Raw genomic sequence first — 13098 nt, 5'->3', positions numbered from 1 at the left:
ATCGGCTGTGCACGGATGGTGCGGTCACGATAGCCCCGCGGGGACTCAGTCGTCCAGCACTGCGTCGATGCTCCGTTGCGCGACGCTCCGGAAGGCGCGCTCGTCAGCGGTCGCCAGGGCGGACGCGAGCGCGACCGCCCACCCACGTGCGCGCTGCCAGGTGGCCTCCGGGGCCGTGACGCGCGCGCGGAACGCCAGACGCCCCGGCCGGTCGAGCGTCAGCCAGGCGGTCGCGAGGTCGACGGCGGGGTCCCCCGCGGTGACGTCCCCGAAGTCGATCACGGCCGACAGGCGGTCGGCACCGCCCGACGGGTCGACGAGCAGGTTGAAGGGGTGCAGGTCGCCGTGCACCCAGACAGGAGGCCCGGCGTGCGCGGGCACGGCCGCTGCGGTCCGCCACAGCGCGGCCAGCTCTCCGGCCCGGTGCACGCCGTGACCGTCGAGTCGCGTCAGCACGGCGTCGCTCCGCGCCGCGAGCGGCACCCCGCGGAACGGGTTCGCCGGGGCGTCGTCCGGGGCAGGGACGTGCAGGAGCCCGACGAACGCGGCGAGCGCCTCGGCGACGAGGACCCCGGCCGCCCGTTCACCGATCGCAGTACCGGGCAGCCACGGCACGACGCTCCACGACCACGGGTAGCCGAGGGCGGGGCGGCCCGTGCGCACCGGGGCCGGCACCGGGACGACCGATCCGACCCGGGCGGCGATGTCCGGCAACCAGCGCTGTTCGTGTTCGACGAGGCGTGCGGCCAGCTCCCGACGGGGGACCCGGACGGCCAGGTCGTCGCCCAGACGCAGCACCACGTTGTCCCAGCCGTTCGCGACGACCTCGAGCGGCAGCCCGGCCAGGTCGGGGTGCTGGTCGCGCAGCAGGGCCCGGACGAGCGGGACGTCGACGTCGACCTCGGCAGCGGGTGTGGGCACGGCGTCAGGCTAGTGGGCCGCCGGACACACGCCCGCGAACTGGGGCCGGTGGCGCGAGATCCTCCTCGGTAGTCTCAGGGACGAGGTGACGTGGGTGTTTCCCTGGGGGGACCCGCGTCACTCCGGAGCGATGAGCGCGACGAGCCGCGGGATCTCCGGACGCAGCCGTTCGGTGACGAACGCGTCCAGCAGGACCGTCCAGAGTTCCCGCAGGCCCGCGAACAGGTCGGCCCGACGGGTCATCACGTCCGAGACGGTCTGCACGCCGGTGTAGGCACGGACGACGACCCGGCCGACCAGCTCCGGGTCCCACCGTGGGTCGATCTCGCCCGCGTCGACGGCCTGCCGTGCGAACCCGGCGACCACCGTGGTCCAGTCCGTGTACGGGTCCTGCCGGTCGACGTCGCTCGCGGCCACGTCGGTCGACAGCCGGACACCGGCGCTGACCACCACCTCGGTCGTCATCTGCACGGCCAGCCCCTGCGCCAACCACACGATCCACTCGAGCGGCGTCGTCCCCTTCGCCACCGCGGCCTCGCCGTACCGTCGGGAGATCGCGTGCTGCTCGGCGATCACGGCACCCGCCATGTCGGCCTTCGACGTGAAGTGGAAGTACAGCGCGCCCTTGGTCATCCCGATGCGTTCGGCGATGCCGTCCATCGAGGCGCCGACGTACCCGCGTTCGTCGAACTCCGCGGCCGCGCCCTCGATGATCGCCGCGCGGGTCGCGAGCGACCGCTGCTGCCGGGTCGGTCGGTCCTGCGCCATGGGGTCCGATCGTAGTCAGGGCGGAGTGCCGCCGGGGTCCACTGGCCGCATTCGGCAGGCGTTCGGCCGGGTGCCCTACGGTCGGTCGCCATGGACGGATGGCGGAACCCTGCGCGCTGGGCACGGACGGGGCGGTGGCTGCTGCTGCCGATCGCGGTGCTGGACTGGGTGGCGCTCGCGCCGCAGACCATCGTGGTGCTCGCGTTCCTGCTCGCCGTCGTCGGCCTCGCCGGCATGGCAGCGGCCCTCGTGGTGCACATGCTCCGTCGGTCCCGCGGGGCGATGGCCGCCCTCGGGGTCGTGCTGCTGCTCGGCGGCCTCGTGGTGTTCGGCCTCGACCCGTTCCCGGGCTCGTTCCCGCTCATCGAGTCGTGGTGGCCGGAGTCGATCACGCAGCCGCAGCACGTCGGCAGCGCGTACTGGCAGCTCGCCGGCCTGGGCATCGAGCTCGCCGGGTTCGCCCTGCTCGCGACGCTGCTCGTGGTCGCGCTGACCGGCACCCCGCGCCCTCGGCAGGACCGCTTCCGCTCCTGACCCACCCGGGGCAGCACGCCACGCCCAGGCGGCCCATCCGCTCAGTGCCGTGTGAGCACCACCAGCGTGACGTCGACCGCGGCGTCCGCGGGGACCGCCGTGCGCACCCGTTCGACCGCCGTGGCCCCGTCCGGAGCGGAGCGCACCAGCGCAGCGAGGTCGTCGAGGTGCCGGAGTCCGTCCAGCGTCAGGACGCCCTGGGTGCAGATCGCCAGCCGGTCGCCGGGTTCCAGGTCGAGCGCGCCGGGCGACCGGGGGATCGACTCCGGCTGCAGCCCGAGCGGCAGGTCGAGCGGGTGCAGGACGCGAGCCGGGCCGTCGGCGGGGACGAACACCGCGAGGCCGTGGCCGGCGTCGCCGAAGTCGACGTGACCCGACGTCGGGTCGAGCCGCAGGTGGAAGAGCGAGCCGACGGCGTCCGCAGCCGACAGGTCGGCGGTGACCTGCGCCTCCAGGCCGACGATCGCGTCCGACATGGCCGAACCGGTCCGTGCCGCCACGGCACCGCGGACCGCCGCGGCGAGCAGGCCCGACGCCGGGCCGGCCGCGCTCACCCGGCCGACGGTGACGTGCAGGGCACCGTCCGGTGCGACGCGCCAGTCGGCGACGTCACCCCCGCCGTCGTCGTGCTGGGCCACCAGGACGTCGAGGTCGTACCCCGGCACCGCGACCGGGTCCGGCACCAGGCCGTCGAGCACCCGACGGACCCGTCCGCGGTCGATGGCGACGCCGAGCTCCCGTTCCGCCCACCGGGCCAGGTCACCCAACAGGGCGACGTCGTCCGGTGAGAACGTGCGCGGAACAGCGTCCATCAGGCACAGCGTGCCCACCCGGGTGCCGTCGACCATGGTCAACGGTGCGCCCGCGTAGAACCGGATGCCGTGCTCCGCCACCGCCGCCGTGTGCGCGAACCGGGCGTCGAGCGACGCGTCCGGGATCACCATCGGTTCGCGGGTCAGCACCGTCGACGCGCAGAACTGCTCGCTGGCGGGGACGCTCGATCCCTGGTGCCAGCCGAAGGTCGACTGCGTGGTGACGAGGTCGTGGTGGACGAGGTTGAGGAAGGTCAACGGGACGTCGAACGCCTCGTGGGCCATGCGGGTGATGCGATCGAAGCGCTCCTCGGGTCCTGATCCCAAGATGGCGAGCGCCTCGATCACCGCGGTGCGCCTGTGCGCACCGTCGAGATGGTTGGTCACCCGACCTGTCTACCCCCATCATCCGACAGGAACCAGTCCCGCGGGTGGGGGTCGGCCGTCAGCTCGCGGCGCTCGGACACCGGGGCGGCCCAGGCGGCGGCGTTCGACAGCACGCGCTGGATGTCCGGGTGGTGGTAGACGGGGTACTCCTGGTCGCCGGGCGAGAAGTAGAAGACCTTGCCGAGCCCCCGGCGGTACGCGACGCCGGAGCGGAAGACCTCGCCGCCCGCGAAGGTCGACAGGAACACCTCTTCGTCGGGGCGCGGGATGTCGAAGTACTCGCCGTACATCTCCTGCCGGTCGATGACGATCGGGTGCGGGACCCCCGCGGCGATCGGGTGCTCGGGCGCGACGGTCCAGACGAGTTCACGCTCGCCGTCGTTCCGCCACTTCAGCGAGCACGTCGTGCCCATCAGGCGCTTGAACGGCTTGGAGTAGTGGCCGGAGTGCAACACCACCAGGCCCATGCCGGCGTGCACGGCGTCGACGACCAGGTCGACGACGGCGTCGCTCACCTCGTCGTGGGCGGCGTGCCCCCACCAGAACAGCACGTCCGTGGTGGCCAGCCGTTCGGCGGTGATGCCGTGGTCGGATTCCTGCAGGGTGGCGGTGGAGACGTCGGCCCCGGGCTGCAGCTGCCGGAGCGCCTCGGCGATCACGGTGTGCATGCCGTCGGGGTAGTGCCCGATGACCGTCGCGTCACCGCGGGTCTCGTGCACGTTCTCGTTCCAGACGACGATGTTCAGGGGACGGTTCTCGGTCGACGGCGACATGCAGGCAACGCTACCCGTGCTCGGTTCGCGCATCCACTGGCGTTTTCTGATCGTTCGGCCTACCTTCAGATCACAATCGCGCAGGACGGCAGCGCCAGGGGGCGCCGATCACCGTCCGCGCCGAGGACAGGGGCTCGTCCGATGCAGCACCGCACCATCACCACCGTCGCACTCGCGGCGACACTCGCGCTCGCCGTACCGACCACCGCGTGGGCGTCGTCGCCCACCGGCCACCACACGACACGGACCGCGACCACCTCGACCGTGGCCTACACGGCGAGCGACGCGGTCATCCCGAACCCCTCGCGCGGGTTCGACCACACCACCGAGACGCACTACCGCGCCGACGGCAGCGGGTACACACCGCTCGACGCCGCGACGCTCCGCGGCTACCGCGCCGAGGGGGTCACCCAGATCGTCCGGGTGTTCTACATGGAGGCGTTCGTGCAGCAGCAGCGCCTCAGTCCGGCCTGGCTGCGGCTCGTGCAGCGCGACTACGACACCGCACGTGCGGCAGGGGTGGGCGTGATCACCCGGTTCGCGTACGTGCAGGGCGGTGCGTACCCGTACTCGGCGCCCTACGGCGACGCCGACCTGTCGACCGTGCTCGCGCACATCCAGCAGCTCACCCCGACGCTCCGCCGGAACGCCGACGTCATCCCGACCCTGCAGCAGGGGTTCATCGGGCTCTGGGGCGAGGGCTACTACACCGACCACTTCGCCAGCGACCCGTCGAACCCGGGCGTGCTGACCGAGGCCGACAAGGACGCCCGACGGCAGGTCCTGCAGGCCGAACTCGCGGCCCTGCCGTCCAGCCGCTCGGTCCAGGTCCGCACGATGCAGATGAAGCAGGACGCACTCCGCACGCCGTCCGGCACGGCCGGGGCGCTCACCCCGGAGCAGGCGCACGACGGGTCGGCAGCGTCGCGCACCGGGCACCACAACGACTGCTTCCTCGCCTCGCCCGACGACTTCGGCACGTTCCTGAGCGACCCGCTGTCACTCGACCAGGACTACCTGGCCGCCGAGTCGCGGTACGTCCCCGTCGGTGGCGAGACCTGCGCCGTGAACGCGCCGCGGTCCGAGTACCCGTCAGCCTCGGCCGAGATGGCGAAGTACCACTACAGCTACCTCAACCTCGACTACAACAAGGACGTCCTGGCGACCTGGGGCGCGGACGGCATGACCGACGCCGCGAAGAAGCTCGGCTACCGCTTCACGATGACCTCGAGCACCGTCACCACCGGTCGCACGCCGTCGGTCGCGGTGTCGGTGCGGAACGACGGCTGGGCGGCGCCGTACAACAGCCGCCCGGTGCAGCTCGTCCTGACCGACGGGCACCGCCGGGTCACCGTGCCGGTGCGCGCCGACGCGTCGTCGTGGCAGCCGGGCCGGACCGTGACCGTCCGGGCGTCGCTCGCACACCTGCCGAAGGGACGCTGGGACGTCGCCCTCGCCCTGCCGGCACCCGAACGCTCGGTGGCGTCGAACCCGGCCTTCGCGATCCAGACCGCGAACACCGGCACGTGGGACGCGCGCGCCGGCGTGAACCGCCTGGGCCAGACGGTGGTCGTGCGGCACTGACCCGACGTCGAGGACGCCCCGGGTCGATCGGCCCGGGGCGTCCTGCTGTCTGTCAACCGGGTCCGCCACCATGGAGGCCATGACTCCGCGCTCCCTGTTCCGCGCCGCCGCGGTCGCCGAACTCGTGACCTGGACCCTGCTCATCCTCGGGATGGTGCTCAAGTACGGCCTGGACGCCGGCGACTGGGGCGTGCGCATCGGCGGTGGGGTGCACGGCTTCGTGTTCCTGGCGTACCTGGTGGTCACGACGGTCGTCGCGGTGAACCAGCGGTGGTCGTTCGGGGCGCTCGTGCTCGGCTGGGCCAGTGCCGTCGTGCCGTACGCCACCGTGCCGTTCGAGGTCGCGGTCGCCCGCCGCGGCATGCTCGAGGGCTCCTGGCGCCGCTCGCCGGACGCCCACTCGGGCTTCTGGGACCGTCTGCTGTTCTTCGTGGTGCGCCGGCCCGCCGTGGCCGCGGGCATCGGGGTCGTGGCCGTCGCCCTGGTCTTCACCGGGCTGCTGGCCGCCGGCCCGCCCGTGCCGTCCCGCGGCTGACGCCCCGCGCGTCCCCCGTGTCGCTTCGTGAGCACGAACGGTCGGGTTTCGTGGTGCGGACGCGACCACGGACGGACGGGAGGCCCGGTGCCAGCTGGCACCGGGCCTCCCGTCCGCGAGCAGGTCGCTGCTAGAGCGCTGCCAGCGCCGCGTTCAACGTGGCGGACGGGCGCATGACCGCGCTCGTCTTGGCGTCGTCCGGGCGGTAGTAGCCGCCGATGTCGGCCGGGTGGCCCTGCACCGAGACGAGCTCGTCGACGATCGTGTGCTCCTGATCACCGAGCTTCGCCGCGAGGTCCGCGAACGACGCCGCGAGCTCGGTGTCCTGGGTCTGCGCGGCGAGCTCTTCGGCCCAGTACTTCGCCAGGTAGAAGTGGCTGCCGCGGTTGTCGATGGAGCCGAGCTTCCGGCCCGGGGACTTGTCCTGCTCGAGGAACGTCCCGGTGGCACGATCGAGGGTCTCGCCCAGGATCTTCGCCCGCTCGTTGCCCGTCACACCGGCGAGGTGCTCGAGGCTGACCGCCAGTGCGAGGAACTCGCCCAGGCTGTCCCAGCGCAGGTAGTTCTGCTGCACGAGCTGCTGCACGTGCTTCGGCGCGGAACCACCGGCACCGGTCTCGAACAGGCCGCCACCGCCCAGCAGCGGGACGACGGAGAGCATCTTCGCCGAGGTGCCGAGCTCCATGATCGGGAACAGGTCCGTCAGGTAGTCGCGCAGGACGTTGCCGGTGACCGAGATGGTGTCCTCGCCGCGGCGGATCCGCTCGAGCGAGAAGCGCATGGCGTCCTCGGGCGCGAGGATCTCGATCTGCAGGCCCTCGGTGTCGTGCTCGCCGAGGTACCGGCGGACGAGCCCGATGAGGTTCGCGTCGTGGGCACGGGTCTCGTCGAGCCAGAACACGGCGGGCGTCGCGGAGGCACGGGCGCGGGTGACGGCGAGCTTCACCCAGTCGCGGATGGCGACGTCCTTGGTCTGGCAGGCGCGCCAGATGTCTCCGGGCTCGACGTCGTGCTCGATGACGACGTCACCCGAGGCGGTCGTGACGCGGACCACACCGGCGCCGGGGAGCTCGAAGGTCTTGTCGTGCGAGCCGTACTCCTCGGCCTTCTGCGCCATCAGACCGACGTTGGGCACGGAGCCCATCGTCGACGGGTCGAAGGCGCCGTGGGCGCGGCAGTCGTCGATCACGGCCTGGTAGATGCCGGCGTAGCTCGAGTCGGGGATGACGGCGAGGGTGTCGTGCTCGTCGCCGTCCGGGCCCCACATGTGCCCCGAGGTGCGGATCATCGCGGGCATCGAGGCGTCGACGATGACGTCGCTCGGCACGTGCAGGTTCGTGATGCCCTTGTCCGAGTCGACCATGGCGAGCTCGGGGCCGTCGGCGATGCCCTGCTTGAAGGCACGCTCGATCTCGGCGCCGTTCGGCAGCGCACCGAGGCCGGCGAGGATCGAGCCGAGGCCGTCGTTCGGGGTCAGGCCCGCGGCGGCGAGGTCGGCGCCGTAGCGCTCGAACACCGACGGGAAGAACGCCTTGATGACGTGCCCGAAGATGATCGGGTCGGAGATCTTCATCATCGTGGCCTTGAGGTGCACGGAGAACAGGACGTCCTCGGCCGCGGCGCGCTCGATCTGCTCCCGCAGGAACGTCTCGAGTGCGGCCACGTGCAGCACGGTGCCGTCGACGACCTCGCCCTGCAGCACGGGGATCGACTGCTTGAGGACCTGCTCGCTGCCGTCCTCGGCCACGAAGGTGATCGTCAGGACGTCGTCGGCGGGGGCGATCCAGGACTTCTCGTTCGACCGGAAGTCGTCGACGCCCATGGTGCTGACGTTCGTCTTCGAGTCACGCGACCAGGCGCCCATGCGGTGCGGGTGCTTGCGGGCGTAGTTCTTGACGGACAGGGGTGCGCGGCGGTCGGAGTTGCCCTCGCGCAGCACCGGGTTCACGGCGCTGCCCTGGACGCGGCCGTACCGGGCGCGGACGTCGCGCTGCTCGTCGGTCGTGGCCTCGTCCGGGTAGTCGGGAAGGTCGTAGCCCTGCGCCTGCAGTTCCTTGATCGCGACCTTGAGCTGTGGGATCGACGCCGAGATGTTCGGCAGCTTGATGATGTTCGCCTCGGGGGTCTTCGCCAGGTCGCCGAGCTCGGCGAGGGCGTCGTCCAGGCGCTGCTCGTCGGTGAGCCGCTCCGGGAACTGGGCGATGATCCGGCCTGCGAGCGAGATGTCGCGGGTCTCGACGTCGACACCCGCGGTGCCGGCGAAGGCCTGGATGACCGGGAGGAAGGAGTGGGTGGCGAGGAACGGCGCCTCGTCCGTGAGGGTGTAGATGATCTTGGCCATGCTGGCGGGTACTCCCTTGTTCGACCGTCGGTACGTCCACGGTACTCGTGGCGCAGGATGTCTCGACATCAAGATACATGGCCCCTGCCTGCGCGCGGCAGATGCTCGGCCGACACCCTGGAGGCGCACTGTCGACACATAGGAACGGCGCGTGGGCTGGTCTTCCGCAACACCAGAGCGAGGGAGAGCGCGCATGACCACCACACGGCAGCCCCCGGACGACTCCGGAACCGACGGAGCCTGAGCCTCAGTCGCCGATCGAGACGCGGAACACGCGGACGCCGGCGGCACGGAGCCCGGCGAGCCCGAGCCGCATGCGCAGGGGCCGGAAGGGCCGACGGAACCCGGACGACGCCGATGCGGCATCGATCTGGTGCAGGACCTCGGACGTCAGCGTGCGCTCGAGCTTCGGCGCGAGGCGGGTCACCCCGGACACCGTGACGACGATGCGGACGGCGTGCGGCGCGAGCATCGGCGCGATGAGCTCGGCAGCCGCCTGCGCCCGGTGGAACGCGGGGTCGTCACCGGGGCGGCGGATGGCGATGACGGCCAGCGCCGCGTCCCAGGTCTCGCCGGGGTCCGGCAGGTCGTCGACCCCGATGACCCGCATCCGCGCGGCGTCGATCCCGGCGCGCACGGCCGCGGCCCGGAGCACGGGAAGGAGTTCCTGGGTACCGGCCAGCACGACGTCGGCCGACGCCAGGTCGACCGTTCCGTACCGCTCACGCGGCGATCGGGCCATGGTGCGGGTCCTTCCGTCGCTTTCCCCTGACCGTACCGATGCGGAGGGCCCGGGGGACGCTTCGGCCCGTGGCGATCAGGCGCCTCCCAGCGCACTCGGTAACGAAAAGATCACGGAAGGGCCTGTACAAAGCGACAGAGTCGTGCAGAATGGTGGGCGGCCATGACGACTGCACCCGAACCCGACCAGCACCCGGAGACCCCGGTGGTGCACCTGTCCCGTCGCGCCGCCCTCGAGGCCGAGCGCGCAGCAGCACGCGGACCGCAGCGTCGCAGCAAGACGGCCCCGGTCGCGAAGGTCACCAAGCCCGAGAAGCCGGCCAAGGCAGCGAAGGTCGCCAAGCCGGCGAAGGCCGCGAAGCCGGCCAAGGCGCCGAACGCCGCGAAGGTCGCCAAGCCGGTGAAGGCCGTCGTCCTCGCGTCCTCGGCCACCGAGCCGGCCGGCCGCCGCTCCGCAGCCGCACGCGCCACCACCGAGCGCGTCGACGACCGCATCCAGCGCGTCGTCCGTCGCCCCGCACCCAAGGCGACCCGTGTCGCCAGCGCACCCCGGGCCTCCCGGTCGGCCCGTGCCGGACGCATCACCCTCACCAGCGCCGCCGCCGCGATCGCGATGTTCGCCGCGTCGGCGATGCCCGCCCACGCGAGCGCCGGCACCTCGATGGCCACCTCGACCATCGCGCCCATCGTGCGCACCCAGGACTACGCCGTGACCCAGGCGGTCACGTCCGCCGGGTTCGACCGTGACGGGTTCACCGTCGGCGGTGGCTCGACCGTCACCACGACGACGGCTGGTTCCGCCGGCACCGCGGCGACCGCCGGAGGCGCCGTGTCGTTCGGCGGCGCCGTCCGCTCGCCGTTCCCCGGCCCCGTGCAGATGAGCTCCGGCTTCGGGTACCGCTCCGCACCGTGCGGCGCGTGCTCGTCGCTGCACCAGGGCCTCGACTTCACGCCGGGCATGGGCACACCGATCGGTGCCGTCGCCGCGGGCAAGGTCCGGGTCTCGGGCACCTACTTCTCGTACGGCAACGCGGTCATCATCGACCACGTGGTCGACGGCCGTCAGGTCTCCACGCTGTACGGCCACATGATCCCCGGCTCCTCGCCGCTCAACGTCGGCGACACCGTCGCTGCCGGGCAGTTCATCGGGCTCGTCGGGTCCTCCGGCGTCTCGACCGGCGCGCACCTGCACCTCGAGGTCCTGATGGACGGCGTCACGCCGATCGACCCGGAGGCGTGGCTCGAAGCCCGCATCGGTCGCTCGCTCACCCTGTAGCGACCGACTCCTGCAGGGCCCCGTCCCGGATCGACGCAGAACCCACAGTTGCTGTCGAGCGGCAGTACGGTGATGTCCCAGTCTGCCTGTGCAGACTCACAGGCATGGACGATCCCCACAGACCGCCCGCCCGTCGTCGATCCGAGGCGGCTGCCCGCTGATGGGCGCCGACACCTGGATCGCCTTCGGGCTCGTCATCCTCTTCGTGCTCGTCGGCGGGGTCTTCGCGGCCGCCGAGATCGCACTCGTCTCCCTCCGCGAATCCCAGCTCCAGCAGCTCGAACGCCGCGGCCCCCGCGGGATGCGCGTCGCCGAGCTCGGCCGTGACCCGAACCGGTTCCTGTCCGCCGTGCAGATCGGCGTGACCGTCGCCGGGTTCTTCTCCGCCGCGTACGGTGCGTCCTCGATCGCACCCGACGTCGCGCCGCTGTTCCAGGGGCTCGGCCTCGAGCAGGGCACGGCCGAAGCCGTCGCGCTGGTGCTCATGACCCTCGTCATCGCGTACCTGTCGCTCGTGTTCGGCGAGCTCGTGCCGAAGCGCCTCGCCCTGCAGCGTGCCGAGGGCTTCTCGATGGCCGTCGCCCCGACCCTGGAGCGCTTCGCGGTGCTGATGCGGCCGGTGATCTGGCTGCTCTCGAAGTCCACCGACACCGTCGTGCGACTGCTCGGCGGCGACCCGAACGCCCGCAGCGAGTCGATGAGCACCGAGGAGCTCCGCGGCCTGGTCGACGAGCACACCGGCGTCGACGAGCAGGGACGCCGGATCGCCCGCAGCGCGCTGGACGCCGGTGACCGCATCCTGCGCGAGTCGATGCGCCCCTGGTACGACGTGTCGACGCTGGACGCCGGCCTCTCCGTCGCCGAGGCCACCGACCAGGCCATCGCAGCCGGGCACACCCGGTACCTCGTGAGCTCCGGCGGGCGCGACGAGGTCCAGGGCTTCGTGCACCTCCGTGACCTGCTGCGTCCGGTCGACCCCGCGGCCCCGGTCGCCACGCTCGTCCGGCCGGTGCTCGCCCTGCCCGAGACGAAGTCGCTGTCGAGTGCGATCGCGGACATGCGCACCGACGGCCACCAGATCGCCCTGGTCGTCGACGAGTACGGCGGCAGCGCCGGAATGGTCACGCTCGAGGCGCTGCTCGAGGACCTCGTCGGCCGCATCCGCGACGAGTGGGACTCCACCGAGTACGACGAGTCCGTGCTGGCGCACGACGGCGTCGACGGAGCAACCGTGCTCGAGGACCTGGCGGCGGACGGCGGCCCCGTCCTGCCCGACGGCGACTACGAGACCGTGGGTGGGCTCGTGCAGGTGCAGCTGGACCGCGTGCCCGAGGTCGGTGACGTCGTCACGGCCGGCGGCCACCGCCTCGAGGTGACTGCCATGGACGGTCACCGCGTCGCACGGGTGCGCATCGGAGCCGACGCCGCGCCCTGACCGACTGACGGGTACCGCCCGTGCCTGCCGGACGCACGGCCCGGGCACGTACGCTCGTCGCATGGGTATCGACGTGCGCAACGAGATCCGCGACTTCCTGTCCTCCAGGCGGGCGCGGCTCACCCCCGAGCAGGTCGGCATGCCGTCGTTCGGCGGCGGGGTCCGACGGGTTCCCGGGCTGCGTCGGCACGAGGTCGCCATGCTCGCCGGCGTCAGCGTCGACTACTACACGCGACTCGAGCGCGGCTCGCTCAAGGGCGTCTCGGACAGCGTGCTCGAGGGCCTGGCGAGCGCCCTGCAGCTCGACGAGGACGAGCGTGCGCACCTGTGGGACCTCACGCGCCTGGCGAACTCCGGCGCGAAGGTCATGCACCGGAACGTGCCGACCCGCGTGCGCCCCGGCGTGCAGCGGCTGCTCGACGCCATCACCGGCGCACCGGCCTGGGTGCGGAACGAGCGCGGGGACGTCGTCGCGACGAACGAGCTCGGCCGTGCGCTCTACGCACCGCTCTTCGCCGGCCCCGGACGCCCGGTGAACACCGCACGCTTCACGTTCCTCGACCCGGCCGCCCGCGACTTCTTCCCGGACTGGGCGCAGACCGCGAAGGACGCCGTGGCCGTGCTCCGGACCGCCGCGGTGTCGAACCCCTGCGAGCCGGGGCTCATCACGCTCGTCGGCGAGCTCTCCACCCGGAGCGAGGAGTTCCGCGGCTGGTGGGCCGCCCACGACGTCCGGATGCAGCGCACCGGCAAGAAGCGCATCGACCACCCGATCGTGGGGGAGCTGCGGCTGTCCTACGAGGCGCTCGACCTGGTCGCCGACCCCGGCCTGACGCTGTTCTCGTACTCGGCCGAACCGGGCAGCGAGTCCGAACGGTCGCTCGCGCTGCTCGGCAGCTGGGCCGCGACGGAGCGGGCCGAGCAGTACGCGGCCCTGCGCGAGTCGGAATCCGAGTCCGAGTCGGTCGACTGACCCGGCGCCCGCGGGTTC

Annotated in this window: 12 protein-coding genes; 6 read left to right on the top strand and 6 right to left on the bottom strand. The window is 72.2% G+C overall.

Features of this window, described 5'->3' with window-relative positions; genetic code table 11:
• Positions 1-45: 45 nt before the first annotated feature.
• Positions 46-921: an aminoglycoside phosphotransferase family protein gene (locus DEJ27_RS15345; RefSeq protein WP_111091354.1), complete on the bottom strand. Its 876-nt coding sequence runs from the start codon at positions 919-921 to the stop codon at positions 46-48.
• A gap of 117 nt (positions 922-1038) precedes the next feature.
• Positions 1039-1689, bottom strand: a complete 651-nt coding sequence (locus tag DEJ27_RS15340) for a ScbR family autoregulator-binding transcription factor (protein WP_111091353.1) — start codon at positions 1687-1689, stop codon at positions 1039-1041.
• 90 nt (positions 1690-1779) lie between these two features.
• Here DEJ27_RS15340 and DEJ27_RS15335 point away from each other — a divergent pair, with 90 nt between their 5' ends.
• Positions 1780-2223 (top strand): disulfide bond formation protein B, encoded by a 444-nt coding sequence (locus tag DEJ27_RS15335; RefSeq protein WP_111091352.1) that lies wholly within the window; start codon positions 1780-1782, stop codon positions 2221-2223.
• Positions 2224-2264: 41 nt separating this feature from the next.
• On the opposite strand, the gene DEJ27_RS15330 is transcribed toward DEJ27_RS15335, so the two are convergent.
• Together DEJ27_RS15330 and DEJ27_RS15325 are read right to left on the bottom strand one after the other, a co-directional pair.
• Positions 2265-3422: a PP2C family protein-serine/threonine phosphatase gene (locus DEJ27_RS15330; RefSeq protein ID WP_111091351.1), complete on the bottom strand. Its 1158-nt coding sequence runs from the start codon at positions 3420-3422 to the stop codon at positions 2265-2267.
• Entirely contained in the window at positions 3419-4195 is a 777-nt protein-coding gene (locus tag DEJ27_RS15325; protein WP_258370373.1) for a ThuA domain-containing protein, read from the bottom strand. Before DEJ27_RS15325 ends, DEJ27_RS15330 begins: the two co-directional genes overlap by 4 nt.
• 141 nt (positions 4196-4336) lie before the next feature.
• Between DEJ27_RS15325 and DEJ27_RS15320 the strand changes: the two genes are divergently transcribed.
• Positions 4337-5779 carry a DUF4832 domain-containing protein gene (locus DEJ27_RS15320; protein ID WP_111091350.1) on the top strand — a complete coding sequence of 481 codons (1443 nt, stop codon included), beginning with the start codon at positions 4337-4339 and terminating at the stop codon, positions 5777-5779.
• 79 nt (positions 5780-5858) lie between these two features.
• A complete protein-coding gene (locus tag DEJ27_RS15315) occupies positions 5859-6314 on the top strand; it encodes a DUF3817 domain-containing protein (RefSeq protein ID WP_035809287.1) in 456 nt (151 codons plus the stop codon).
• A gap of 130 nt (positions 6315-6444) precedes the next feature.
• Here the strand turns inward: DEJ27_RS15315 and DEJ27_RS15310 are convergent, their stop codons facing one another.
• A complete protein-coding gene (locus DEJ27_RS15310; RefSeq protein ID WP_110859393.1) occupies positions 6445-8655 on the bottom strand; it encodes an NADP-dependent isocitrate dehydrogenase in 2211 nt (736 codons plus the stop codon).
• A 247-nt stretch (positions 8656-8902) separates the two neighbouring features.
• A complete protein-coding gene (locus DEJ27_RS15305; RefSeq protein ID WP_110859392.1) occupies positions 8903-9397 on the bottom strand; it encodes a hypothetical protein in 495 nt (164 codons plus the stop codon).
• A 162-nt stretch (positions 9398-9559) separates the two neighbouring features.
• Here DEJ27_RS15305 and DEJ27_RS15300 point away from each other — a divergent pair, with 162 nt between their 5' ends.
• The 3 genes from DEJ27_RS15300 to DEJ27_RS15290 all read left to right on the top strand — a co-directional run bounded on the left by DEJ27_RS15300 (position 9560) and on the right by DEJ27_RS15290 (position 13080).
• Positions 9560-10672, top strand: coding sequence for a M23 family metallopeptidase (locus DEJ27_RS15300; protein ID WP_111091349.1), 1113 nt, complete (start codon positions 9560-9562; stop codon positions 10670-10672).
• 160 nt (positions 10673-10832) lie between these two features.
• The gene (locus DEJ27_RS15295; RefSeq protein ID WP_111091348.1) at positions 10833-12107 is read left to right on the top strand and encodes a hemolysin family protein; all 1275 of its coding nucleotides are present in this window, start codon (positions 10833-10835) and stop codon (positions 12105-12107) included.
• Between the two features lie 61 nt (positions 12108-12168).
• Positions 12169-13080 (top strand): helix-turn-helix transcriptional regulator, encoded by a 912-nt coding sequence (locus DEJ27_RS15290; protein WP_071406260.1) that lies wholly within the window; start codon positions 12169-12171, stop codon positions 13078-13080.
• The last annotated feature ends 18 nt before the right edge of the window (positions 13081-13098 follow it).

Source organism: Curtobacterium sp. MCPF17_018 (assembly GCF_003234135.1).
Lineage (GTDB): Bacteria > Actinomycetota > Actinomycetes > Actinomycetales > Microbacteriaceae > Curtobacterium > Curtobacterium flaccumfaciens.
The sequence above is the reverse complement of the archived record's forward strand: the minus strand, read 5'-3'. Positions and strand labels throughout refer to the sequence as shown.

Coding starts and splice junctions, on each gene's coding strand:
- DEJ27_RS15340 (WP_111091353.1), bottom strand. CDS start 1,689: ATGGCGCAGGACCGACCGACCCGGCAGCAGCGGTCGCTCGCGACCCGC.
- DEJ27_RS15335 (WP_111091352.1), top strand. CDS start 1,780: ATGGACGGATGGCGGAACCCTGCGCGCTGGGCACGGACGGGGCGGTGG.
- DEJ27_RS15325 (WP_258370373.1), bottom strand. CDS start 4,195: ATGTCGCCGTCGACCGAGAACCGTCCCCTGAACATCGTCGTCTGGAAC.
- DEJ27_RS15320 (WP_111091350.1), top strand. CDS start 4,337: ATGCAGCACCGCACCATCACCACCGTCGCACTCGCGGCGACACTCGCG.
- DEJ27_RS15315 (WP_035809287.1), top strand. CDS start 5,859: ATGACTCCGCGCTCCCTGTTCCGCGCCGCCGCGGTCGCCGAACTCGTG.
- DEJ27_RS15310 (WP_110859393.1), bottom strand. CDS start 8,655: ATGGCCAAGATCATCTACACCCTCACGGACGAGGCGCCGTTCCTCGCC.
- DEJ27_RS15305 (WP_110859392.1), bottom strand. CDS start 9,397: ATGGCCCGATCGCCGCGTGAGCGGTACGGAACGGTCGACCTGGCGTCG.
- DEJ27_RS15300 (WP_111091349.1), top strand. CDS start 9,560: ATGACGACTGCACCCGAACCCGACCAGCACCCGGAGACCCCGGTGGTG.
- DEJ27_RS15295 (WP_111091348.1), top strand. CDS start 10,833: ATGGGCGCCGACACCTGGATCGCCTTCGGGCTCGTCATCCTCTTCGTG.
- DEJ27_RS15290 (WP_071406260.1), top strand. CDS start 12,169: ATGGGTATCGACGTGCGCAACGAGATCCGCGACTTCCTGTCCTCCAGG.